The organism is Kocuria turfanensis (assembly GCF_001580365.1).
GTDB lineage: Bacteria > Actinomycetota > Actinomycetes > Actinomycetales > Micrococcaceae > Kocuria > Kocuria turfanensis.
The window spans coordinates 48,057-69,617 of sequence record NZ_CP014483.1 but is presented as its reverse complement, the minus strand read 5'-3'; the positions used below and the strand labels follow the sequence as shown (position 1 = coordinate 69,617).

The window sequence follows — 21,561 nt, the reverse complement described above, 5'->3', positions numbered from 1 at the left end:
CCGTGGACGGGGTGCAGCCGCCGGCCGATGCCTGCATATCCGACACCAGCGCGAGGCCGGCCACACCCACGACCGGCACACCGACAGCCACCACCCCGACCAGTGCCAGAGCAGCGAAAACCAGGCCGGAGGAGCCCTTGGACTCGTCTTCTTCCATGAGCCACCTCCCTTCCCAAAGTGGTCAGCCCAACTACGTGTATTATACACATAGAAGTGTATATAAGACATTCCATGTCCATTAATCACATAATAAGTTCTCTCCAACGCAGTAGAGCCATGTCCCCACGTGAGGGCAATCCGCTTGGGATTAGAGACGGAGTTCAGACAAGATGAACAACATGCCCGCCGTAGTGCGCCCCGAAGGCCAGTCCCCACTTGTGGCCCAGGCCGCCATAGTGTTCGGCAATACCGTTCGACTGTCGATCATCCGTGCGCTCAAAAACGGGCCGGGCCGCCGCGGAGAAATCGTTGAGCGCACCGGATTGGGTGTAGATACCCTCAGCACCCAACTGCGCGAACTCCAAGATCTTGGAGTGGTACATGCTGCGGTGATTCCTGGCCGTGGCCGGCCTATGCTCTACAGCCTCAACGAGGCGCGAGTGCAAGAGCTGTATAGCGCCTTGGGTGCCTATGCCCTGGGGGAAGCGTCGGCTTAACTGCTGGCGGCAAGCCATCTTGATCATCCTTCCGCGAGCCCCTTCCCGGCCTCGCTCGGCTGGACCGCCACTCTGTACCGGCCCAGCCTCGATGATATGTATGCAAATGCGACTGCCCCAATTGCTCCCCGGGGGTCGCGGTATCGCCCCACGCTAGGGGGAAGGTCGCTGTATCCGGGGGCTCTCGCGGATAAGTGCCAATCCACAGGTGTCCCCTAATCAAGGGACGAGGCGCGGCGCAAGGGAGCTGGACTCGTCATGGTTCCAATGGAGTGGATGCGGCTGCCAGGCAGCAACGGGACACGCCCAGCGGCTTCCTAGCGCTAGCAAAAGCAGTGTGAGATGGTGAGCACATGAAGGAGTACACACCCCCCAAGCTGTTCGGGCAACGCGTCGCACTCAACATGCGCGTGAAGCCTGCTCAGCACCGCCGCGTGGCGGAGCGGGCAGCTGCGCTGGGCCTATCCCAGGCTGACTATGTGGGTGCTCTGGTTGATCGTGACTATGGGCTGCCGAACCTGATTGACGACCGGCAGAACCAGGACAAGGACCAACTACCTCTTGACCATTAAATGACTGACGGCCCGCCGTGGTGGGCGGGCCGTCTAAGTCAATCAGCTGTCGCTAGTTTGGCGACCGGGGACAGCTGGTTCAACAGCTAACTGAATCGAATCTGTCATGAACCCAATACCAGGGGACTGTTGTGCCCCCTAGTGTAGCCGAGACGCGTCACCATGTGGAGTCCTCCCGGCTTCGTGCCGCCGACGTGACGTTGGCCGCTGACCTGCCAGAACGTCAGCACCCCCAAAAGTTCCCGTCGCGTACTCGTCGTGTGCGGGTGGAGCACGAGCGTTCCAAGGCCGTCGTGCTGCGGGCGGTGCCCAAGGGCTGCCAGCTCGCCAAGCACGTCGCCGCCTGGCGCCGGGCCGTGCTGGAGCACCCCAGCCTGGAGTTGATCCGTGCCGATGCCCGGGCGAACCTGCTGGCCGTGGTGGAGATCATCTGCCGCCAGCAGGACCCCGCCTCGCGCACCTGGCGCACGACCTGGGACTGGGTCGCGGAGAAGATCGACCGCTCCCGCTCCACCGTGGCGCGGGTGATCCGCCACCTGCGCGACTGCGGGCTGCTGGCCGTGGTGGCCACCGGCCGCAGCGCAGCCCGCACCCCGGCCGCCACCGGCCGCACCCAGGGCGAAGCCCCCGTCTACGCCCTCATCCACAACACCGCCCAGCCGGCAGGTGAGCCTGTGGAACTAACTGACACCCCGGTCCCCACGAAGTGGGAGAGTCTTTCCCCGCACGCGCGCGAAGAGCTTTCCCCGAAGGACGCGGCTACGCCGCGACCCAGCCGAAAGCGCGCCGCGCAGCGGCGCGAGGTGGTCGCCGCCCTGAACCGTCGTACAGCCCCGCTGTGGCCCCGTCATGCGACGACAGAGCCTTTGACAGAGCGGGTGACCCGTCGGGCACGGAAGGAGACTCAGCGAGCGGCCGCCCTGGAGCTCCAGCACGAAGCCATCGTGCTGCGCCAGCTCACCACCGCCCACGTCGTGAGCGTGTGCCGCCCGTTCTTCCAGGCCGGATGGACCATCGCCGACGTGCTCACGGCTCTGGACTGGAGCCCCGAGGGCACCCGCTACGGCTTTCTCACCGTGGAGGGCATCGACAACCCGGGAGCCTGGTTGGGCGCCCGGATGCGCGCCTGGACCCACTTCGACGGCACCCCGATGCGGTCGCGGGACCAGCGGGTCGCCGCCGAGGCCGCCCAGCGCCGGGCAGCAGCACGGGCAGCCGCCGAACGCTGGGCGGCCCGCACGGCGGCCGCCGCGGCCATTCCCGGGTCCTCCCCGGCCCCTGGTCCCCGTCGGCCGTTCCGGCAGCGCTGGGCCGCCCAGATCGCCGCCGGCCAGAACGAGACGGCTGGTGCGCCTGCCTCGGCTCCGTAGCCGGGCCTCTTGGCGTGTCCGGTGGGCGGGGCAGAATCCGCCCCGTCAGCACTAGTCAAACCGTATATGTGTGCGAACCAAACGCATATGTTGGTCTGACTGTCGAATATGTGTTCTATCCTGGCGGCATGAGACACCCAGTTCCGCTCACCATTGACCGCCCCGTGCTGGTCTCTGCGGTCCTGGTCCGCGTCCCGGCTGGCTTCCCCTCCCCTGCCCAGGACAGCTTCGACGACGGCCGGATCGACCTCAACGAGGTCCTGATCAGAGACGTCACCTCCACCTACGCATTCCGGGTCACCGGAGACTCCATGGAAGGAGCCGGGATCTACCACGGCGACGAAATCCTCGTGGACCGATCCATCACCCCCAAACACGGTGATGTGGTGATCGCCGTCTACGACGACGAGTTCACCGTCAAACGCCTGCACGTCCACGACCACGGCGTGGTCCTCCACGCGGAGAACCCGGCCTATCCCGACATCACGATTCCCTCGATGACCCAGCTCCAGGTATGGGGTGTGGTGACCTACTCAATCCACCACGTCCATTCCCGGAAACTGCACTAGCCGGGCCAAACAAGGGGGTAACCCGTGATTGCCCTGGTGGACGTCAACAACTTCTATGCCTCCTGCGAGGCCCTGTTCGAGCCCTCCCTAGCGGGTAAGCCCCTGGTGGTGCTTTCCAACAACGACGGCTGCGTCGTCGCCCGCTCCCCCGAAGCCAAAGCCCTGGGCATCAAGATGGGCGACCCCTGGTTCCAGCTGCGCGCCGACGCCGCCCGCTGGGGGCTGATCAAACGCTCCTCCAACTACCAGCTCTACGCCGACCTGTCGGAGCGGGTGATGCTGCTGCTAGCCCGCCACGCACTGGGGCAGGAGGTGTACTCCATCGACGAATGCTTCCTGCTCCCGCCCGAGGGCACCCCGGCCGAGCAGGTCCGGTGGGCCCGCCGACTGCAAGCCACCGTGGCCCGCAACGTCGGGCTGCCCGTGAGCATCGGGATCGCCAGCTCCAAGACGCGAGCCAAGATCGCCACCGAGACCGCCAAGAAGCTGTCCGCCACCGGTGGGGTGGTGCACTGGGACCAGGCCCCCGAGGGGTACTGGGACCGGCTCATGGCGGCCCTGCCCGTCACCGAGGTCTGGGGCATCGCCGGGCGGCTGGCGAAACGCCTGGAGGCGATGGGTATCGAGACCATCGCCGATCTGCGCGATGCCGACCCGGTGGCCATCCGGCACAAGTTCTCCATCGTGCAGATGCGCACCGTCCTGGAGCTCAACGGTTATCCGGCTATCCCGATCGAAGAAGAAGTAGCCAGCAAGCAACAAATCCTGGTGAGCCGGTCCTTTCCCGACCCCATCTGGGACCCCGAGATCGTGGGCCAGGCCGTGGCCGAGTTCGCCCAACGCGCCTCCCGCCGGCTGCGCAAAGAAGGCGAGATCGCTGGGCGCTTCACCGTGTTCGCCAGCACCTCCCCGCACCGGCCCGGACCCACCCACAACGTCTCCGCACACGTGCGCCTCGCCGCGCCCACCAACGAGCCGGCCCCCCTGGTGGCCGCCGCCCGAGCCGCACTGGCGCCGAAGCTGCTGCACGGCATGCAGTACATGCGCGCCGGCATCCTCTGCATGGACCTCGCCGCCGAGGGTGCCGTGCCCCTCCTGCCCGGGGTGATCGAACAACCAGCACCCCTCGGTGAGCTGATCGACGCCGTGAACCGCCGCTTCGGCAGCGCCACCCTTGCCCTGGGCCAGCTCGGCACCCACTCCCCCGCCCCGTGGCGCAACCGTCAGGCCGACCTTTCCCCCAGCTACACCACCGACTGGGCAGAGCTACGCACGGTCAGCTGAGCGCCCACCACCGACCGCACCACCGTGGATTGAGCCCGCTTCCCCGTGCCCACAACGGCCAGCATCTTTCCATCGGAAGCCCACCCCGCATTCCGGCCGTTGTGGACAGCCTCACCCCAGCACGCGACCACAAAGACACTTCCCGACCGGTCAGTGCCTATGTGACATAAAGGCACGATGACATAAGGTGGTAGAGATAGCGGTACATAGGCATCATGCCTATGTGTCATGAAGGCATCAATAGAAAGGCGGCTCTGGTATGGCTCCTCCGCTCACCATCGCAGTAGCTCAACAGAAGGGCGGGGTCGGTAAGACAACGACCACCGCCAACCTGGCCCACGCCGGCAGCCGCGCCGGCGCCCGAGTCCTCGCTATCGACCTAGACCCCCAGGGCAACCTCACCCGCACCCTTTATGACCAGGACATACCCGAAGGTCAGCCCATCACCGCTGATGTGCTGACAGAAGAGGGACCCGCTCCACTAGCTGACGTCATCGTGTCCACCGCATGGTCCGGGTTGGACCTGGCCCCGACCGTGGATCGGGACCTTGCCGCCGTAGAGCGGGACCTCACCCAGAATCCGCGCACCCCCGCCAGGGTGAAACTGCTGCACGATGCCATTCAGGCCAGCGAGGTCGCCGCCGGCTATGACGTCGTGCTCATCGACTGCCCACCCAATATTGGAGCCCTCACCCTGGCTGCATTGGCAGCCGCAGATCGCGTTCTGGCCGTCACTGAGCCCACCCTTTTCTCTGCCGACGCTCTCGTGGAAATCGAAGAAAGCGTGGCCCGGGTCCGACAGCACTACCAAGTGCCCGTGACGCTCTCCGCGGTGCTGGTCAACAAGTGGCGATCCAACGTCATCGAAGATCGGCACTGGCGGCTGTCCTTGGCCGAACAATTCGGGGACCTACTGCTAGACCCTCCGGTGCCCCAGCGCGTCATCATCAGCCGAGCCATTCAGGCCGGAGTATCCCTGAGCCAGATGGGTGCTGACGCCAAGCCAATCGTTGAACTCTATGACCGTCACTACCGGAGCCTCACCGCCTAGGAGATCCCACGATGCCCACCCAGCATGCGCCCAAGGCTTCCCGTCGTCGCCGCAGCGGCGCAGACCCTATCGCCCCCACGGCACTGGAGCATGAGAAGCCCGCTCCGACTCCCGAGCCAGCACACCAATCCGAAACGCAGCCGCAGCGTACATCGACCGCTGAGCAACGTGACCGCCTTCGCGTGACGGTGCCGAAGCCACTGCTCACCGAACTGAAAAGGGCCTACGTCATCGACGCCGGCCCCGGAGTCTCCTGGTCCGACTGGATCACCGGATTACTCTCCACCTCCCTCGATGATCTGCACACCAAGTACGGCGTGGAGGAGTTCACGGGCCCCGGAGTCCTCAGCCCGGGACGCCCACGCAGTCAGTAAACACATTGCGTCATGGTGCCCATGTGTCAAGATGCCTACGTGTCTAAATGACTAAATGGCATGGTGCCTATATGACACATAGACGTATAGGCACATTGATCAACGAGGTGAACCTGGGCGAAGGCCGGCCCGTGTAAGCACGGGTCGGCCTTTCTCTATGCCTGGCCATCGCAGGAAAGGGCAACGGGGGAGTTTCCCATGGTCGTCGGACTGCGGTTCTCCGGCTGCATCAGCGGCAGTGGGTCGGGTTCTTTCTTCCAAGGACAGGCGACGGGATGAGGTGCCGGGTCGGGGCCGCGCACCGAGCTACTGGCGGCGCGTGGAGACTCCCGAAAGGGCCCAGGGCCCACCCCCAGCACCCACCCGTCCCAGAGCGCCAAAGGGGCCCCCAGCGCGCGACCGCAGGCGCGGGGCGCCTCGCGCCAATAGGTTGAATAAATACCGGACGCGCCGCACCAAGAAATCAACAAAGTCAGAAAAATAGCTTGCCACATTTACGCGGGGGAACTAGTATAGAACTATAAGAAAGGCCGGGAACAAGAAAGGGAAAACCAATGACCACCAAGAACAAGACCCGCAAGACCGCCGAGCAGCGTCAGGTCGAGGCCAAGGCCCTGCATGAGAAGCTGGCCAACCAGGTCGAGGCGCTGGCGACCTCGGGGGAGTGGCAGAAGTTCCTGGACTACGCCGCCAGCTTCCACAATTTCAGCATCAACAACGTCCTGCTGATCACCGCCCAGTGCCCGCACGCGACCCAGGTCGCCGGCTTCCGCCAGTGGCAGGCCAAGGGCCGCCAGGTCCGCAAGGGCGAGAAGTCCATCAAAATTTTCGGCTACAGCTCCAAGAAGATCACTGAGAAAAACGAGCAGACCGGAGTGGAGGAAGAAAAGAAGATCACCATTTTCCCGATTCTCTCCGTGTTCGACATTTCCCAGACCGACCCCATTGAAGGCGTCGAGACCCCGGCCCACCCGTCCCGCCGCCTGGAGGGCGCCGACGAGGCCGGGCTCTTCGCCCGCACTGCCGCCTACCTGGAAGGCATCGGCTGGAGCGTCACCCGCGAGGCCATCCCCGGGGAGGCCAACGGCTACACCACCACCGACGGCACCCGTCGTGTCGTCGTGGAAGCCAACGTCTCGCCCGCCCAGGCCGCCAAGACCGCCATCCACGAGGCCGCCCACGTCGTCCTGCACGCCGATCAGGATCACGCCGAGTACATCGCCCACCGCGGCATCAAAGAGACCGAGGCCGAATCCGTGGCCTACATCGTCGCCGGGATCTTCGGCCTGGACACCGCCGCCTACTCCGTGGGCTACGTCGCCGGATGGAGCAAGACTGACTCCGAGACCATCAAGGCCACCGCCGCCAACGTCCTGGCCACCGCGCACACCCTGGCCGAGGCCCTGGACCCCACCGAGGACCCCGAGGCGGCCGACGCCTGATCCACCCACCACCCCGGGGGGAGGGCTCGAGCCCTCCCCCTGTGCCCCCGCCCGATCCACCAGGAGACCCCCCGATGCGTACCGCCACCCTCTACACCGCCCCCGGCTGCACCGACTGCGCGGCCGCCGCCCGCTCAATGGACAAGAAGGGCCTCGACTTCCGCGCCGTCGACCTCGCCGCCGAACCCGGAGCCCTGGACTACGTGCGCGCACTGGGCCACCAGCGCGCCCCGGTGACCGTCGTGCACAACGAGCACGGCACCGAAGTGGACCACTGGTCCGGCTACCGCCCCGACAAGCTCATGACCCTGCCCCACGTGCTGACCGGCTGAGCCGGCGCAACCCGGCAGGGAAGCGGCATCCCTGCCGGGATACACGTCCCCACCACCCCGGACACCGCAGACCCCCACGGACACAAGGAAGCCCCCGCCATGTCCATCACCTACACACCCGCCACCAGCGCCCCCGTGGACGTCACTGCCACCGCACAGAAAGCCGGACTGGCCGGCGGCTTTCGCGTCGTGATGGCCGCAGACGCCCACCACCGCGCCTGCGCCCTCGCCCAGCACAGCGACACCGAGAAGGGCGTGCGCGCCGTCGTGGACGCCCTCACAGCTGCTCTGACCGCTCTCACCGAGGGCGATCGGGCACTGAGCATGGGTACCACCTGGACGATCCGCACCGGCGGCCTCCAACACGCCCGCTGGACCGTGCTGGTAGCCGCCGACGACACCGCCCCCACCGCCGTGGTTCTCTACATCACCCCGGCCTAACCTCACCACGCCGGCCCCGCCGGGGCCATCCGCTCCGGGCCCTACGCTGACACCATCGGCCCACAACCCCAAGGAGTTCCCGTGTACGACAACGATACCGATGACCGGCCCCTCGTCGTCCGTGAGGCCGATACCGCCTACGAGGCTGTGCGCGCGATCAACCACGCCACGATTAACGTGGCCTCCCTGTCCGCACCTGTCGTCTACGACGTCCTCGGGAATCTCAAGACTGCTGCCGGCTACGGCATGCACCAGGCCCTCAACCAGGTAGCTGGTGGGCTCATGCGATCCCTGGAAACCCACGACGTCTACGACCACAACGGAAGCCCCACCGAGAACGCGGCGGCCGCGGCCGCGCTCATCCGTGAGGCCGCCCGCCACGCCGCGAAAATCGGAGCGCTGCTGGAGGAAGCCCAGTCCCGCATCAGTTCACAGGGCTACAACAGCCCTGAGGAATCCTGACCCCCGCGCCGCCGGCCAACTCCACCCCCACACGATCACTCGTGACCGCGACCTACCACCAAGGAGCCCCGTGACCCCCGACCGCCCCGACCTTACGGACGACCAGCGCGCAGCCGTGACCGACTGGAAGCAGTCCCAAGACAAGGCCGAGCAAGCACGAAAGCTCACCGAGGACGCGGCCACCGAAGCGCGTGAAGCCGTCACCGCCCTCAGCCGCAGTGGCATGAGCCAGAAAGCCATCGCAGCCCTGCTGGGCATCGGACAGCAACGCGTCTCCCAGCTCATCATCCGAACGCCCCGCCACTGACTCCTGGCAGGCCGCACCGATCGAAGGAGCCACCCATGACCACCACCCCAACCCTCACCTACGACCTCGACCCCACCACCTTTGAGGTGCTCACCGACGCCTTGGAGCACTACGCCGCCCACCAAGAACTGCTCACCCACGACCGCCAGTTCACCCCCACCACCGAGGACCGCACGACCCTGCTGCTGAAGGTCCTTCACGCCGACGAGCTGCGCCGCACCATCGAAACCGCCGCGGCCGCCGGCCAGGTCACCATCACCCTGGACCCCAGCACCTACCAGGTGCTCACCGAGGCCCTGGCCACCTACCACGCCGACCAAATGCACGCGGCCGCAGAGGCCACCGCCGAGCACGACGACCCCGAAGACGGGGACCCGGCCCGCCAGGCCGCGGCCACCGCAGACCGCCTCCACCTCCAGGCCATCGAAGCCACCCAACTCACCCCCCACGACTAGCACCCCGCCTCGGCTGACCGACTCCCCCTAAGGACCCCCATGAGCCTTGATCTGATGACCGACTTGTTCCCCTACAACCGCCTGGAGATCCAGTGGCGCTGTGACCGCTGCGGCTATGACGACACCAACCCCGACCTGTGGAAAGGCGCGCTGATCCTCATGCGCGTCCAACCGCAGAAAAAGGACACCCCCGGGCTCAACGTCGTTGCCGACAGCGTGCTGCCCCCACAGAACCCCGCGGACTGCCCCCTCGACGAGGCCGGGCGGTGGACCGACCACCGCGCCCTGGACGCCTTCCTGCACCGGGAGGGCTACACCCGCACCGGCGACTGGACCATGATCGGCCCCGAAGGCGAGGACCACCTGTGCGGACTCACCGCCCCCATCCAACTCAACAAAGCAGGAACCCCCGCATGAAAATCGTGGGCACCATCCACCCCGACATCCCTCAAGACATCAAGGCCGAGGGGGAGGACTACCACGACGCCCGCCAAAAACTCCTGGCCGCCATCCCGGATGAGCTGCTCGTCATTTTCGCAGGCTGCTGCGGTCGGAGGCATGAGCGGGGGGCATCCTGGCTACAGGATCGGTCCGAAGCGCATTCATCCTCAGGCCGATCATCAACCAACCCGAAGGTGGGAAGGACCAATAGATGGGCCACCACGAGGCCGAATCCGCCGAGGACCGCACCCGTCGGCACCAGCTCCAGGCCCAGGCCCGCGAGAAAGAACTGGAAGCCCAAGCGAAGGCGCTCAAGCAGGAAGGCCAGTCCCAACTACGAGACTGGAAAGCCCGCCAGGCCGCTGAGGCCGACACCGGCCTGGAAGACAACGACCCCCGCACCCAGAAGGAGGACGACCACCGGGCGCCGGTGGGGGACACTGAGGCGATGGACACGACTTCCCGCGGCGTGAACGGTCCTGCCCGCGAAGCAGGCACCGCGAGGGGCGCCGGTGACCTGGCCGGGCAACTGGGCGAACTGGCCCGCACCATGCAGGGCGAGAACAACTTCGAGGCTACCTTGGCCACCATGGTCCATGCGGCCCTGCAGTTGATTCCCGGGGCGGTGGATGCCTCGATCTCCGTGGCCCAGGCCCGGCGCACGGTCCGCTGCCACGCCCCGTCCTCCGATCTGCCGGCCACCGTGGACCAGCTCCAGGAAAAGTACGGGCAGGGCCCGTGTCTGGACGCGGCCTATGAGGAGAAGATCGTCCGCGTCCCGGACTTCCGCGCCGAGGACCGGTGGCCGGCCTTCGCCCCGGCCGCCCTGAAAGCTGGGGCGAAGTCGATGCTCGCCTTCCAGCTCTACACCAACGGTGAGGACCTCGGGGCGCTGAACGTCTACGGGGCCGACTTCCACACCTTCGACGCAGAGGCCGAAGAGATCGGGTCACTAGTGGCCGCGCATGCGGCGGTGGCCTTCGCCGACGCCCAGCAGATCAAACACCTCAACGAGGCGTTGGCCACCCGGGATTTGATCGGTCAGGCCAAGGGCATCCTGATGGAGCGGTTCAAAATCACCGCCCAACAGGCTTTCGTGGTGCTCACCACCGTCAGCTCAGGGACCAACTTCAAGCTGCGCGAGGTGGCCGAGCAACTGGCCACCACCGGCACCCTCCCCGACGCCAAGCCTTGACTCAGGAGGATTTGGACCGCCGCCCGGCTCCTTCCCCAGTCCGCGTATCTGGGACCCCACGGAAGCTCTAGCCACGGCCTACCTTGTGCCCCACACTGGACCCGTGGTGAAAGGCATTCCCACGCGAAGAGCCGGGCACAGTGTCCGGCTCTTCCCCTGCCGCCAAGCATGGACTCCACACACGATCCAGGCTCCGGGCGTGGTGCGCAGGCGATGTGCTCGCGGCCGAGCCTCATGACTTTGCATTTTGAGTGCTGACATGACGTACGGCTTTGCCGTAGCTCCTGCTGGCGGGTGATCCTGCCCCTGCCAGGACGTTTCGTGCTTCCGCCCGGACGCCCTGGTTTCCTTCGAGCAGGCCCAGCGCATCCGGATCCGGGGGGATCCACAGGGATGCTCGCCGCTGGAGGAAGTAGTACGAGGAGGCGAGGCCGGCTGGGGGGCCGACTCGCCTCCTCTTCTCCCCGTGCACTGAGAACGTATTGACGACGGGTCGCTCACGCCGTTGTTCAAAGCGAGGGCCTCAAGGCCGTCGGCGGGACTGCCGCACGGTTGCTGGCAGTTTCCCGTCCGCATTGCTCTCACCGACAAGTGCACTTCTGATCGTGCCCGTGCCACCGGGTGCGAATGGCGGGGTCAGGACTCGGTGCCCGGGCTTTGCCAGCACCGCACTGCGCAGGCCACCTCTACCCCCGGTGGGCTTCCGGGTTCACGGTGATCATCCCGGCGCGGGGATGGTGCCCGTCGGCTCTAGCCCCAGACGCTGCTTTCTGAGAAACTGCTGTGCATTAGCAATCCCCCGCGTGATGTTTCCGCCGGCCGGGGATGCTCTGCCTTTCAGAAAGTCAGGTACCGGTATGGCTACGGGCGTCGTTAAGTGGTTTAACCCGGAGAAAGGTTTTGGCATCATCACTCCTGACGACGGCTCCCCGGATGTGTTCACGGAGTTCACGGCCATCAACGCCACGGGCTACCGCACGCTCCACGAGAACGATCGCGTCGAGTTCGAGACCGAGTCCTGCGCCCACGGTCTCCGAGCGAGAAAAGTCACCGTCATTCCGTGAACGGGACTGCCCCGACTTTTGCTGGCTGACCTGCCCCGCAGCTACCTGTACCTAGGGGGAATCGGTGCTTGTCGGCCCCTGGGGGGTTGTCGCACAAATGGTGTAAGGGGCGTTTCCCTGGTTTGTGGCTCTCCGCCGCTGGCATCCGGTTGGTGAAGGTGATAGCAAAGGCGCTCAATGCGGGCTCGATGATGGCATGTTGGGCATGCAGAAAGCCGGGCACAGGGCCCGGCTTTCTGTGTGGGAGATGCCTTTCGCCACAGGAACAGCATGGCTTAAATGAGGGGGCTGGGGTAGAGGTTTCGGGTGCGAGCCTGCTGTTTTCATCGGGTTAGGTGTTCTCGTCTTCGGTGCTCACCGTGTCGTTGTTGATCCATTCCGGGAGTTGTCCGGGAAGGATGACGGCCGTGCCCAGGGCAGTGTGGGAGGTGAGATGCCGGGAGGGTTGTTGGGTGTTCTCAGTGTGGTAAGCGGTCACTGAGGCTGCGTAGCCAGCGGCCAGTTCGGTTTTCCAGGTGGGGTAGTCCGCGTAGCAGGGTGCGTCGGGGTCGGCGGCGCGTGCTTCTAGCCATCGTGCTGTTCCGTGGTTCGGTGGCGGACCGGGTAGCCGGTGTTGGTGCAGCACCGTGGTGATGTCGACTCTGCTGCCTGCTGTGGTCTTGATCAGCGGGTAGTAGGTCGCGATCCATTCCGCCGGGGTGTGGGGGCGCAGCTCGACGGCGAAAAGATCGGGGGTAGAGGCGGTCATGGGCTGTTCCTGTTCACCGCTGATCGGTGGTGACCGTGTGTTCGTCACGGGTGAGAGGTGTGGTGGTCGGCTTGCCCCGTCCGGGCTCGTATGGGGACTGGTCAGGTATGGGTCAAGGGGTGGGGCTGGCGGTGATGACGACGTTCTTGCCCCAGGGGTCGTTGGTGTAGCAGCTGATGATCACCAGTCGTTGCGGGGTGATGCGCCAGATGTCGCTGTTTTTGAGGGTGTTCTTGTCGTGGGTGGTGACCGTGTCCACGGTGTAGTCGATGGCCCCGGTCTGGGTGCTGAGGGTGATGGTGTCTCCGGGGTTCAGGTGGGTGCTGAGCCGGTCGAAGGGGGCGTCGGCGCCTTCCCAGCTGTGCCCGGTGATGTAGGTGGTGTTCGTGGACCCGGCTCCGGGGGTGCCGTAGGTGGCCAGCCAGTAGGCGTCCATGGTCATCGGGGGCACGATCGACTGGTTGGCCAGCTCGGCGGTGCTCGGGGCCAGCGGCAGGATCGGCTGGTCGATGCCGGCCGCAGGCACGGTGAGGTGAACCGGGGCTGAGGCCGCCGGCTGGGCCCGGCCCGGCGCGGGGGACGATGTGGGCGGTACCGGCGATGGTGTTGTAGCGGAGCGCTCTGGGGAAGGCTTGGGTGAGGAGGAGGGCGCTGTGGTGGGCGCGTCCGGTGAGTGGTCATCGCTCCGGGTCGGACTGGGGGTGGTGCTGTGGGTGGCTGCTGGTGCCGGCTCGGTCGCCCCGGTGTCAGGGGCGGGCCCGAGGCCGAGGTATCCGCCGACCCCGAGCAGCACGGCGGCGGCCAGGGCGGTGAGCGCGGGCAGGGTGCGTGTGCCCCGGCGCTGGCCAAGTGCTGTGGTGGTGGCGTCCTGGTCGCGGTGCAGATCGTGCTGATGGCCCATCTGGTGCCCCCCCCGAGGGCTGGTGGTGTGGTTCCGGGCGCCGGCCAGGGTGGCCGGCGCCCGGAGGGTCACGACGGTGGCGGGTGGGGTGCGGAAGCGCCCCACCCGCCGTGGTGGTTAGCTGCCGGTGGTGTGCCGGCGGCGCAGCACCAGCCCGGTCGCGGCGAGCAGACCGGCCCCGGTCAGCGCGATCACTCCCAGGTGGTTCTCGGAACCGGCACCGGTGGTCGTGCTGGGGGTGGTGCCGGCGGTCTGGACGTTCATGCCCTGGTTGGTGGTCTCCATGGAGGAGCCGGGCACCCAGTGCACCGGGGAGGTACCCGGGGACCACGGGGCACCCGGGGAGGTAGAGGGGCCGGTGACCAGGCCCTCGTCCACATCGACGTCGATGCCGGCACCCGGGCCGGCGCAGGCAACCAGGGCTGCGTCGAAGAGAGCTTCCAGCTCCTCGACGTCAACCCCGACCTCGCCCAGGGCCAGGCGGACCTCAGCGAGGCTCTCGACGGCGGCGTCCAGGGCCAGCTGCGCCTCGATCGCGGCGGCCACGGCCGTCTCCACGGCCACCTCGGCATCGGCCACGGCGGTCTCGGCGTCCTCGACCGCAGCCAGCAGGCCCAGCTGGGCGTCCAGCTCGGCCTGCGCGGCGTCGAACGCAGCCTGGGCCTCGGCCTGGACCTCCGCCGCGGCGGCCACCTCCGCCCGGGCGTCGATCAGCGCCTGCGGCTCCACCTGGGCGGCCTCCAGCGCCACCTGCGCCTCGGCCACCGCGGCAGCGGCCGCCTCGGCCTCGGCCTGGGCGGCGTCCCGATCGGCCACAGCCACCTCCAGGGCGGCCTGGGCATCGGCGACGGACCCGGCCTCCTCCACTGCCGCGGTCGCCTCGACCACCGCGGCCGCAGCAGCATCGGCGGCAGCTTCGGCGTCGGCCAGCTCCGTCTGGGCGGTGGCCACGGCGGCTGCGGCGTCGGCGGCGGCCGCGACGGCGGCGTCCAGCTGCGCCTGCGCGTCGGCGGTGACATCGGCGGCTGCGTCCACCTCGGCCTGGGCGGCATCGGCCTCGTCCTGGGCCACCCCGACGGTCAGGGCCGCATCGGCGGCCGCGGCCACCGCGGCATCCGCCTCGGCCTGGGCGGTGACCACCGCGCCGATCGCGGCCTCCACGGCCGCGGTCGCCTCCTCCACGGCCAGCTCGGCGGCGGCGATCGCATCGGCGTCCCCGTCGGCCAGGGCTGCGGTCAGGGCCACCGTGGCATCGGCCAGGGCCGCCTCGGCATCGGCCTGCACCCCCAGCGCCGCAGTTACGGCGACGTCGGCGGCAGTGACCGCGGCATCAGCCTGCACCTGGGCGTCCAGGGCGAGCTGCAGCTCGGCCAGCTCCACCTCCAGGGCGGCCTGCGCATCGGCCTGCACCGCCGCCGCCGCATCCAGGGCGTCCTGAGCGGTGTCGACCGCGGCATCGGCCTCGACCTGGGCGGCCAGGGCCGCGTCCAGGGCGTCCTGGGCCGGACCGACCGCCGCGTCGGCCTCGACCTGGGCGTCCAGAGCGGCATCGAGGGCTTCCTGCGCGGCGACCGCGGCCTCCAGATCGGCTTCGGCCTCCAGCACCGCCTCATCGGCTGCGGCCAGTTCGGCGTCGGCCTCGGCCTGGGCGGCCAGAGCGGCCTCCAGGTCGGCCTCGGCGGCGGCGACGACCTCGTTGTAGGCGGCCACCTCGGCCTCCAGCACGGCCTCGGCATCGGCCAGGGCCGTGTTAGCCTCATCCAGCTCGGCCTGGGCGGCGTCTCGGGCCGCCTCAGCGGCCTCGATGTCCACCTCAGCGGCGGCATCCTCCGCAGCCTCCAGCTCTGCCACCGCCACCTCCAGGGCGGTCGCGGCATCCAGGGCCGCCTGGGCCCGGGCGTCGCGCTCGGCCTGGGCGGCCACCACGACATCGACTGCGGCCTCGAGCTCATCGACGAGCTCAGCCTCGATCCCGGCCTGCTCCAGGCCCGCCCGCAGCTGCGCCTCCGCCGCCAGGCACTCCGGGTCACCCACCGCGGCCGAAGCCGGGCCAGCAGTGAGGAACAAACCACCAGAGGCCAGTGCGGCCGCGGTACCGGTGGCGAAAAGCTTCTTACCAAGGTTCATGATCGCTCTTATCTGATACGAGGCGCAGCTACTGGGGGAGAAGCGCACCACCAACGGGGGGTAACGAAAGCAAACTTTGCTTTCGTGTAGCCCACTGTACAAAAGTCACCGTGCTGTGGGTCACTTAGGGGGCAGATGACGTCGATAAGACGCCAAACAGGTGCTGTGCCGAGTCTTCCCCAGGGGGTGCGGCCTCACGTGTCCTCCCGGGGTGGTACATCAGGACGACGGGCGTCCCGTGACCGGGGGACCTGCCGGCGATGAGTTCTCCGGGGGGCTCCGATTGTCTGCCGCTGGGCCCCGAGCAGCGCCTAATCGCCGGAATGCCCCTTCGCGAGTGGCTTTGCCGCACAAGTCGTGGCAGGTCGTGGAGCGTCACACGGACCGGCACGGGTGACCCAGAGCACTAGAGTGATGCCCACCCCCCACTGCCACCGTTGGAAGAAGTGGAGCGGAAGGACACGGGCCTATGTCCGTAAATCAGTTGCCGCATGATCAAAGCGCGGTGCTCACCACCGCGAACGTTTTGGACGGCCAGGTGCTGACGGGGAGCGAGATGGACCTGGGCGGCTTGTCGCGAGTGGTCACCACCGTCATCGACGACGATGCCGTGCTCTACGGAGAATTCACCGTCGAGGAAGAATTGCTGCAAGTCCACGACCCTGGGCAGGTGCAGCATCACCCCGCCGCCCTGTGCGGGATCGTGGAGGACTGGGACGGGCCCCACGACGGCGCGGTGACCCTGAGCGCCTACGTCTACGTCCACACCCACGAGCACGGCGCACTGGGACTGAGCCTGCCGGCAGCCCTACGGGTGCTCAACGACATCCGCCGACAGTGTGTGATCTACCTGCGCAAGGGAACAGCTCAGCAGTAGGGAAAGCGTCCCCACCCTGCAGGGCGGGGACGCTCCAGTGACCGATCGGGGAGATCGGGCACCTACCCCTCGGGCCAGGGGCGCCTCGACGCTAGCAGAACCCGTGTTCTCAGGTGGAGGCATGGTCGGCGGTGGGGAAGCTGTGCTCGGTGATGACGGGGGCGGGCCCTGCCAGGGGGTGGGTGGCAGGGCCCGTCCGGTGTCATCCGCACGGGCGATGCGGGCACCGCCGCCCCAGAAAATGCCCGAAACGCAGAACCCTTCGAGCGCGGAAAGTGCGGCGAACTGGGCGCGGATCATCTGCGACGGGTGCCTCCACGCTACGCCTGGACAACATGTCTTTTCATGGGTAAGACCACGGTGACGGCCTCCATGCTCGAGTCCTGTCCCGAGACGTTTCGCTGCGATGCCGCAGCCGTGGCCGCCGGCACCTGCGCTGCTGTCTCGGAGCACCCAGGAGGCCGGGGGCGTCCGGGTGGGGGAATGGGGGCCTACTGGGCGGCGTAGTAGGCGTCCTTGACGGATCGGTGGATGCGGCCGCGGTCGGAGACCTCGTATCCGTTCTCCTTCGCCCAGGCCCGGATCTTCGCCGTCTCCGGGTTACCACCGGAGGAAGATCGGGCCCCGGTGGTCCGGGCGGATTTGCCCTGCGCCCGCCGGCCAGCGGCGGCGTAGGGGCGCAGGGCCTCCCGCAGCTTCTCCGCATTCGCGGTGGACAGGTCGATTTCGTACTGCCGGCCGTCCAGACCGAACTGGACGGTCTCATCAGCAGGACCACCCTCCAGGTCGTCCTCCAGGATGATCTGCACGCTCTGGGCCATTACAGCACCTTTCCCTTGATGTCGTCGTTGCTTTCAGCGATATTCGTTCACGGTCCGGAACGCCGGGACCGATCTACTTTCCTGCACATTTTTGGAGAAGTCGAGATGGCGCCGATTGTTGTGAGCGATTCTGCACACCAGTTATCCTATCGGTAAATTCCCCATCGCTTTCCTCGCCGACAGGGCGACTACCACATATGTGCTGTCCACCGTCTTAGGCTGTGCAGCGCATCTCGGCACAGGCCCGCAGCGGCGACTCAGTGAATTCCCTGCCTTTCGACTCACCAGTCAGGAGAACGCTTGACCGCCGTTCTTTGCGGCATCCCACGTGGAGGCATTGGTGATGACGGATTCTGAGGCCAGGAGGTATGCCCAGTGTTCGGGCACATCGGCGGAGGCGTTGACCGTGTGAACCCAGTCCCGAGCCGCGTAGCGCTTGGCGATCACCTCGGGGCTGGCCATATCCCGGTCGCTCTTGCCCTCCACAATCCAGTAGACCCCGTGCTCGTCGACGACGATGAAGTCGGGCTCGTAGCTGCGTTGGACCGCTCCGATCAGGTAAGTGATGCGGAGTGGCACGGTTGCATCAATGCGGACCCATGCGCGGATACGGGAAGCTGGATTTTCGAAGATGGTGGCTAGAGAGAACTCGGTCGAGTATGCGTCGAAGGTGTTCACTTCGTACACGCCTCGTTCCCATCCCCGGTAGGGGTAGCCGCGCACAAAGTCGCGGCTGGAGGTGATGAGCTGGTGGTCCTGCGGTGGAGCCGTGAAGGTCCGCTCTGCGGGATCGGGCCACCGAACGTGCTCAACCTCGCGGACTTCGCGGGCCGGCGAGGAGGTTTGTTGGTCTGTGATCCATTCGGTCAGTCTCGTGGTGGCCAACCGCCCGTGCTCAGCGCGCCAGGGGGTGTCTTCGGTGACGCCGGCACCAACCAAGAACGCCTTGGCGACGGCGAGGGCCGCGTTGGCTTCGGCAATGGTCTGTTCGATGCCGTTCGTCCGCATCAGGCGAGTGACGAGGTCGTTTTCGATCAACTCGAATGGGATGGGAAGGGTTGAGGCTTTTACCACCGTGTCCTCGTCGCGGATCACTGTATGCGCCCGTCCTTGGTCATCGCGTTCAGCGTCCAGGACTTTGCGAATCAGAGAGGGAACATCATCGTCGGCGAACCGACGGCCCAAGGCTTCGACGCTCATCAGGTTGACCCGTGCCAGCGAGAAAGGATCTCGTTCCCAGCGAGTGACCACTCTCGGCAGGAACAGGGGCAGACGGACCCCTTCAGCTGCTCGTGCGGTGTAAGTCCGCTCAAGCACAGCAGTAGCAGTGCCGGCACTGGCTACACGGGCCTCAATGGTCGACAGCTTCATGCCCACATGGGCTTGTTGCTCCCCACCGTGGCGCTCCGTCGGGTTGAAGGTGAACAACGCATCCTGATGGGGATCGGTGGCTGCTGGTCCCGGGAGGAGCACGTCGACATCTATCGCCCAGGAGAGGTCCATGCCAAGCTGGTTACCCTCACCCGGCCCCAAAGGCATGGGCTCTTGCCGGACCCCCGGCACCGGATCGGCGACCACAGCCGCTTCCTGCACCCGATCACCCAAAGTCTCCTCCAACAACGCGCGGGCACGCTTGAGCAGGGAAGCGAACGAGTGGTGAGAAAGGACCTCAACGGTATCCAACATGGGATTACCGGTGCGTTCGCCAAAAGGCAACCGCAGCCCGCGGCCAAGGATTTGTTCAGTCAGCAGCTGAGACTCCATCGACCGCACCGAAGCGATGACATAAATGTTCTTGACGTCCCAGCCTTCTTTAAGCATTGACACGGAGACGACAGCCCTCACCTGTGAGGATGGGTTCTCCAGCTGGTCGAGCTGAGCCAAGGTCGCGTCGGGTTGCTCAGAAGTAATCAGCAAGACCTTATTGGGATCACCAATCATGTCCTTACCGATCAGAAGATCCCGATATTCCGTGGCCTCTTGAATTGTCTGAGCCACCACGAACAACACCGGCTCCACGTACTTCTTGTTCCGATGCTTCGCGCAGTAAGCCCGCATGGCCTCGGCCTTGGCGTCGAGCAGGGTGAGGCCATCGGCCAGTTGGGTCCTTGTGTCAAAAACACCGTCCTGCCTGGAGACCAGCACTGGAATTTTCACCCATCCGTCGGCAATGGCCTCGGACAATGGGTAACGGTAAACGACGGCGGACTTAGTCGCCTCGTGAGGTGTAGCTGTCAGCCCCACCAAAGCCAGCGGCTGAAGGTCGTGGATAGCGCTCTCAAATTTTTTGGCGGATCCGGAGTAGTAGACGTGGTGCTCGTCAGCGATCACCACCAGATCCTCGCGGCCCTGCAAGTACTCGTAGAGACCCTGCCCAACAGTCTCGTGCGGAGAATGTGCACGGCGTCTGTCTTCCTTATTCGGGCGCAGCAAGGACTGAACAGTAAAGACGAACACCTTGAACCGCGACTCGTCCTCCAGAGCCTGTCCTACTTCGCCGCGTTCGAGGGTGTCCAGAGTGACCACCAGCGGATTGCACTGCAACCCACGCAAGTACTTCGGATGCCCAGGGGTGAGGTTGTCCACCGTCTTGCGCAGGATCGTGGACCCGGGGGTAATAAGCACTACGTTCCGGACGCCGGCCTGCCACAGGTAGTCCAACAACCCGCCGGCGATGTAGGTCTTGCCCACGCCAGTGGCCAGGTTAGCGATGAACTGTGCGCCGGGCTCCGCCCCATCCATGGCACGGGCGACGGCAGCGAGGGCCTGCTGGTTCGGCTCTCTGAACCGTCACGGCTTCTCTGCCGTCTTTATACGGGCTGCGCCGCCGGCTGGGGCGCAGTGATCTGATCGTAGTGGGCGGCCTCGAACTCGGCAGGCGGGACGTTGCCGAGGCTGGAGTGCAGCCTGCGGGTGTTGTACCAGTCCACCCAGGCCAGCGTGGAGTACTCGACGTCGCTGACAGTTTTCAGTGGTGCCTTCACGAACGGGCCCGGGCGGATGCACTCGGTCTTGTAGAGGCCGATGATCGACTCCATGAGGCAGTTGTCGTAGGCGTCCCCGACCGAACCGATCGACGGGGCCATCCCCTCCAGGGCCAGATGCTCGGTGAAGCGCAGCGCCGTGTACTGGGACCCGGCGTCGTGGTGATGGATCAGCCCCTCCGGCAGCACCAGGCCCTGACGGGTGCGGTCCCACCGGCCCATTCGCAGGCAGGTGAGCACCAGATCCGTCGTGCGGGTGGTGGCGGCGTTCCAGGACACGATGCGCTGGGCGAAGACATCGACGATGAAGGCGACGTAGACGAATCCGGCCCAGGTGCGCACGTAGGTGAAGTCGGCGACCCACACGGTGTTCGGGGCCGCGGCGGTGAAGTTGCGGTTGAGCAGATCCGACGCCCGCGTCCCATCCTTGGCCGGGATCGTGGTGCGCACCCGCCGGCCTCGGACCACCCCGGCCAGCCCGAGGGAGCGCATCAGTCGATCCACCGTGCAGTGGGCCACCGCCAGCCCACACCGGCGCAGGTAGGCGGTCATCTTCCGCCGGCCGTAGAGGCCCTCCGGGGTGCCCACGGTGGCCAGCAGCACATCCATGACGATCGCGTCGCTGACCGTGCGCGCGGCAGGCTGCCGACCGGGTTGCTTCCAGGAGCGGTAGGTTCTCGCGGCGATCGGCACGCCCTGCTCGCGCAGGGCCGCGCAGATCGACTCGACCGCGTAGCCTTCGGACCTCATCTGGTCGATGAACCCGGCGATCAACGATTGCGGGGGTCGAGCTCCCCCGCGAAGAAAATCGAGGCCTTGCGCAGGATCTCGTTGGCCTCGCGCAACCGTTTGTTCTCGGCCTTGAGCCGCTTGATCTCTTCGGCCTCGGCCGTGGTGACTCCATCCCGGTCCCCGGAGTCGATCTCGGCCTGACGGACCCAGTTGCGCAGCGTCTCCCGCCCCAGATCCAGCTGCTGACCGATCTGCTGACAGGCCACCGTCAGCGACGGATAGTCCTGCTGGTGCTCGCGCACCATGCGCACCGCTCGGGCCTTGAACTCGGCGTCGTACTTCTTGGGCATGTCCTC

Annotated in this window: 23 protein-coding genes; 16 read left to right on the top strand and 7 right to left on the bottom strand. The window is 66.4% G+C overall.

Annotated features, from left to right (window positions below):
• Positions 1-320 precede the first annotated feature (320 nt).
• Entirely contained in the window at positions 321-542 is a 222-nt protein-coding gene (locus AYX06_RS20660; RefSeq protein ID WP_232319489.1) for a hypothetical protein, read from the bottom strand.
• Here AYX06_RS20660 and AYX06_RS20990 point away from each other — a divergent pair.
• The 15 genes from AYX06_RS20990 (at position 465) to AYX06_RS18745 (ending at position 12,015) form a co-directional block, all read left to right on the top strand.
• The gene (locus AYX06_RS20990; RefSeq protein ID WP_371860083.1) at positions 465-656 is read left to right on the top strand and encodes a hypothetical protein; all 192 of its coding nucleotides are present in this window, start codon (positions 465-467) and stop codon (positions 654-656) included. The two genes, AYX06_RS20660 and AYX06_RS20990, sit on opposite strands and share 78 nt — an antisense overlap.
• A 353-nt stretch (positions 657-1,009) precedes the next feature.
• The gene (locus AYX06_RS18810; protein ID WP_062737455.1) at positions 1,010-1,228 is read left to right on the top strand and encodes a hypothetical protein; all 219 of its coding nucleotides are present in this window, start codon (positions 1,010-1,012) and stop codon (positions 1,226-1,228) included.
• Positions 1,229-1,494: 266 nt separating this feature from the next.
• On the top strand, positions 1,495-2,598 hold the full coding sequence (locus tag AYX06_RS18805; protein ID WP_147017883.1) for a hypothetical protein: 1,104 nt from the start codon (positions 1,495-1,497) through the stop codon (positions 2,596-2,598).
• Positions 2,599-2,726: 128 nt separating this feature from the next.
• Positions 2,727-3,167 (top strand): LexA family protein, encoded by a 441-nt coding sequence (locus AYX06_RS18800; RefSeq protein WP_062737464.1) that lies wholly within the window; start codon positions 2,727-2,729, stop codon positions 3,165-3,167.
• Between the two features lie 24 nt (positions 3,168-3,191).
• Complete coding sequence (locus AYX06_RS18795) at positions 3,192-4,451, top strand: Y-family DNA polymerase (RefSeq protein WP_062737453.1); 1,260 nt, start codon at positions 3,192-3,194, stop codon at positions 4,449-4,451.
• Positions 4,452-4,710: 259 nt separating this feature from the next.
• Positions 4,711-5,502: a ParA family protein gene (locus AYX06_RS18790; protein WP_062737452.1), complete on the top strand. Its 792-nt coding sequence runs from the start codon at positions 4,711-4,713 to the stop codon at positions 5,500-5,502.
• A 928-nt stretch (positions 5,503-6,430) separates the two neighbouring features.
• On the top strand, positions 6,431-7,318 hold the full coding sequence (locus AYX06_RS18785; RefSeq protein ID WP_062737451.1) for an ArdC-like ssDNA-binding domain-containing protein: 888 nt from the start codon (positions 6,431-6,433) through the stop codon (positions 7,316-7,318).
• A gap of 74 nt (positions 7,319-7,392) precedes the next feature.
• A complete protein-coding gene (locus tag AYX06_RS18780) occupies positions 7,393-7,650 on the top strand; it encodes a glutaredoxin domain-containing protein (protein ID WP_062737450.1) in 258 nt (85 codons plus the stop codon).
• A 99-nt stretch (positions 7,651-7,749) separates the two neighbouring features.
• On the top strand, positions 7,750-8,091 hold the full coding sequence (locus AYX06_RS18775) for a hypothetical protein (RefSeq protein WP_062737449.1): 342 nt from the start codon (positions 7,750-7,752) through the stop codon (positions 8,089-8,091).
• An 81-nt stretch (positions 8,092-8,172) separates the two neighbouring features.
• The gene (locus tag AYX06_RS18770) at positions 8,173-8,553 is read left to right on the top strand and encodes a hypothetical protein (protein WP_062737448.1); all 381 of its coding nucleotides are present in this window, start codon (positions 8,173-8,175) and stop codon (positions 8,551-8,553) included.
• Between the two features lie 70 nt (positions 8,554-8,623).
• Complete coding sequence (locus AYX06_RS18765; protein WP_062737447.1) at positions 8,624-8,860, top strand: sigma-70 family RNA polymerase sigma factor; 237 nt, start codon at positions 8,624-8,626, stop codon at positions 8,858-8,860.
• A gap of 35 nt (positions 8,861-8,895) precedes the next feature.
• The gene (locus AYX06_RS18760; protein WP_062737446.1) at positions 8,896-9,315 is read left to right on the top strand and encodes a hypothetical protein; all 420 of its coding nucleotides are present in this window, start codon (positions 8,896-8,898) and stop codon (positions 9,313-9,315) included.
• A gap of 39 nt (positions 9,316-9,354) precedes the next feature.
• Entirely contained in the window at positions 9,355-9,732 is a 378-nt protein-coding gene (locus AYX06_RS18755) for a hypothetical protein (protein ID WP_062737445.1), read from the top strand.
• A gap of 235 nt (positions 9,733-9,967) precedes the next feature.
• A complete protein-coding gene (locus tag AYX06_RS18750; RefSeq protein ID WP_232319488.1) occupies positions 9,968-10,951 on the top strand; it encodes a GAF and ANTAR domain-containing protein in 984 nt (327 codons plus the stop codon).
• Positions 10,952-11,757: 806 nt separating this feature from the next.
• Complete coding sequence (locus AYX06_RS18745; protein ID WP_371860084.1) at positions 11,758-12,015, top strand: cold-shock protein; 258 nt, start codon at positions 11,758-11,760, stop codon at positions 12,013-12,015.
• A 331-nt stretch (positions 12,016-12,346) separates the two neighbouring features.
• On the opposite strand, the gene AYX06_RS20050 is transcribed toward AYX06_RS18745, so the two are convergent.
• From AYX06_RS20050 to AYX06_RS20045, 3 genes are all read right to left on the bottom strand, one after another.
• Complete coding sequence (locus tag AYX06_RS20050; RefSeq protein ID WP_147017886.1) at positions 12,347-12,763, bottom strand: hypothetical protein; 417 nt, start codon at positions 12,761-12,763, stop codon at positions 12,347-12,349.
• Positions 12,764-12,875: 112 nt separating this feature from the next.
• Positions 12,876-13,664: a class F sortase gene (locus AYX06_RS18740; protein WP_062737462.1), complete on the bottom strand. Its 789-nt coding sequence runs from the start codon at positions 13,662-13,664 to the stop codon at positions 12,876-12,878.
• A 117-nt stretch (positions 13,665-13,781) separates the two neighbouring features.
• Positions 13,782-15,791 carry a hypothetical protein gene (locus tag AYX06_RS20045; RefSeq protein ID WP_157093490.1) on the bottom strand — a complete coding sequence of 670 codons (2,010 nt, stop codon included), beginning with the start codon at positions 15,789-15,791 and terminating at the stop codon, positions 13,782-13,784.
• Between the two features lie 469 nt (positions 15,792-16,260).
• Between AYX06_RS20045 and AYX06_RS18730 the strand changes: the two genes are divergently transcribed.
• Complete coding sequence (locus tag AYX06_RS18730) at positions 16,261-16,668, top strand: hypothetical protein (protein WP_062737442.1); 408 nt, start codon at positions 16,261-16,263, stop codon at positions 16,666-16,668.
• A gap of 491 nt (positions 16,669-17,159) precedes the next feature.
• Here AYX06_RS18730 and AYX06_RS18725 read toward each other — a convergent pair whose 3' ends face one another.
• The 3 genes from AYX06_RS18725 to AYX06_RS18715 form a co-directional block, all read right to left on the bottom strand.
• Entirely contained in the window at positions 17,160-17,489 is a 330-nt protein-coding gene (locus AYX06_RS18725) for a histone-like nucleoid-structuring protein Lsr2 (RefSeq protein ID WP_062737441.1), read from the bottom strand.
• Between the two features lie 288 nt (positions 17,490-17,777).
• Positions 17,778-20,231 (bottom strand): DEAD/DEAH box helicase, encoded by a 2,454-nt coding sequence (locus AYX06_RS18720; RefSeq protein WP_062737440.1) that lies wholly within the window; start codon positions 20,229-20,231, stop codon positions 17,778-17,780.
• A gap of 68 nt (positions 20,232-20,299) precedes the next feature.
• Positions 20,300-21,555, bottom strand: a protein-coding gene (locus AYX06_RS18715) for an IS3 family transposase (protein ID WP_147018050.1) whose coding sequence is annotated in 2 segments (ribosomal slippage) — positions 20,300-21,282 and positions 21,282-21,555 — 1,257 coding nt in all. Because the reading frame shifts where the segments join, the coding sequence is not laid out codon by codon here.
• Between the last annotated feature and the right edge of the window lie 6 nt (positions 21,556-21,561).

Bases quoted from the DNA above. Each gene is read 5' to 3' on its own strand.
- AYX06_RS18755 (WP_062737445.1), top strand. From the start codon at position 9,355: ATGAGCCTTGATCTGATGACCGACTTGTTCCCCTACAACCGCCTGGAG.
- AYX06_RS18760 (WP_062737446.1), top strand. From the start codon at position 8,896: ATGACCACCACCCCAACCCTCACCTACGACCTCGACCCCACCACCTTT.
- AYX06_RS18785 (WP_062737451.1), top strand. From the start codon at position 6,431: ATGACCACCAAGAACAAGACCCGCAAGACCGCCGAGCAGCGTCAGGTC.
- AYX06_RS18750 (WP_232319488.1), top strand. From the start codon at position 9,968: ATGGGCCACCACGAGGCCGAATCCGCCGAGGACCGCACCCGTCGGCAC.
- AYX06_RS18810 (WP_062737455.1), top strand. From the start codon at position 1,010: ATGAAGGAGTACACACCCCCCAAGCTGTTCGGGCAACGCGTCGCACTC.
- AYX06_RS18800 (WP_062737464.1), top strand. From the start codon at position 2,727: ATGAGACACCCAGTTCCGCTCACCATTGACCGCCCCGTGCTGGTCTCT.
- AYX06_RS20045 (WP_157093490.1), bottom strand. From the start codon at position 15,791: ATGAACCTTGGTAAGAAGCTTTTCGCCACCGGTACCGCGGCCGCACTG.
- AYX06_RS18720 (WP_062737440.1), bottom strand. From the start codon at position 20,231: ATGGATGGGGCGGAGCCCGGCGCACAGTTCATCGCTAACCTGGCCACT.
- AYX06_RS18775 (WP_062737449.1), top strand. From the start codon at position 7,750: ATGTCCATCACCTACACACCCGCCACCAGCGCCCCCGTGGACGTCACT.
- AYX06_RS20660 (WP_232319489.1), bottom strand. From the start codon at position 542: ATGTACCACTCCAAGATCTTGGAGTTCGCGCAGTTGGGTGCTGAGGGT.
- AYX06_RS18745 (WP_371860084.1), top strand. From the start codon at position 11,758: ATGTTTCCGCCGGCCGGGGATGCTCTGCCTTTCAGAAAGTCAGGTACC.
- AYX06_RS18790 (WP_062737452.1), top strand. From the start codon at position 4,711: ATGGCTCCTCCGCTCACCATCGCAGTAGCTCAACAGAAGGGCGGGGTC.
- AYX06_RS20050 (WP_147017886.1), bottom strand. From the start codon at position 12,763: ATGACCGCCTCTACCCCCGATCTTTTCGCCGTCGAGCTGCGCCCCCAC.
- AYX06_RS18725 (WP_062737441.1), bottom strand. From the start codon at position 17,489: ATGGCCCAGAGCGTGCAGATCATCCTGGAGGACGACCTGGAGGGTGGT.
- AYX06_RS18730 (WP_062737442.1), top strand. From the start codon at position 16,261: ATGTCCGTAAATCAGTTGCCGCATGATCAAAGCGCGGTGCTCACCACC.
- AYX06_RS18740 (WP_062737462.1), bottom strand. From the start codon at position 13,664: ATGGGCCATCAGCACGATCTGCACCGCGACCAGGACGCCACCACCACA.
- AYX06_RS18780 (WP_062737450.1), top strand. From the start codon at position 7,393: ATGCGTACCGCCACCCTCTACACCGCCCCCGGCTGCACCGACTGCGCG.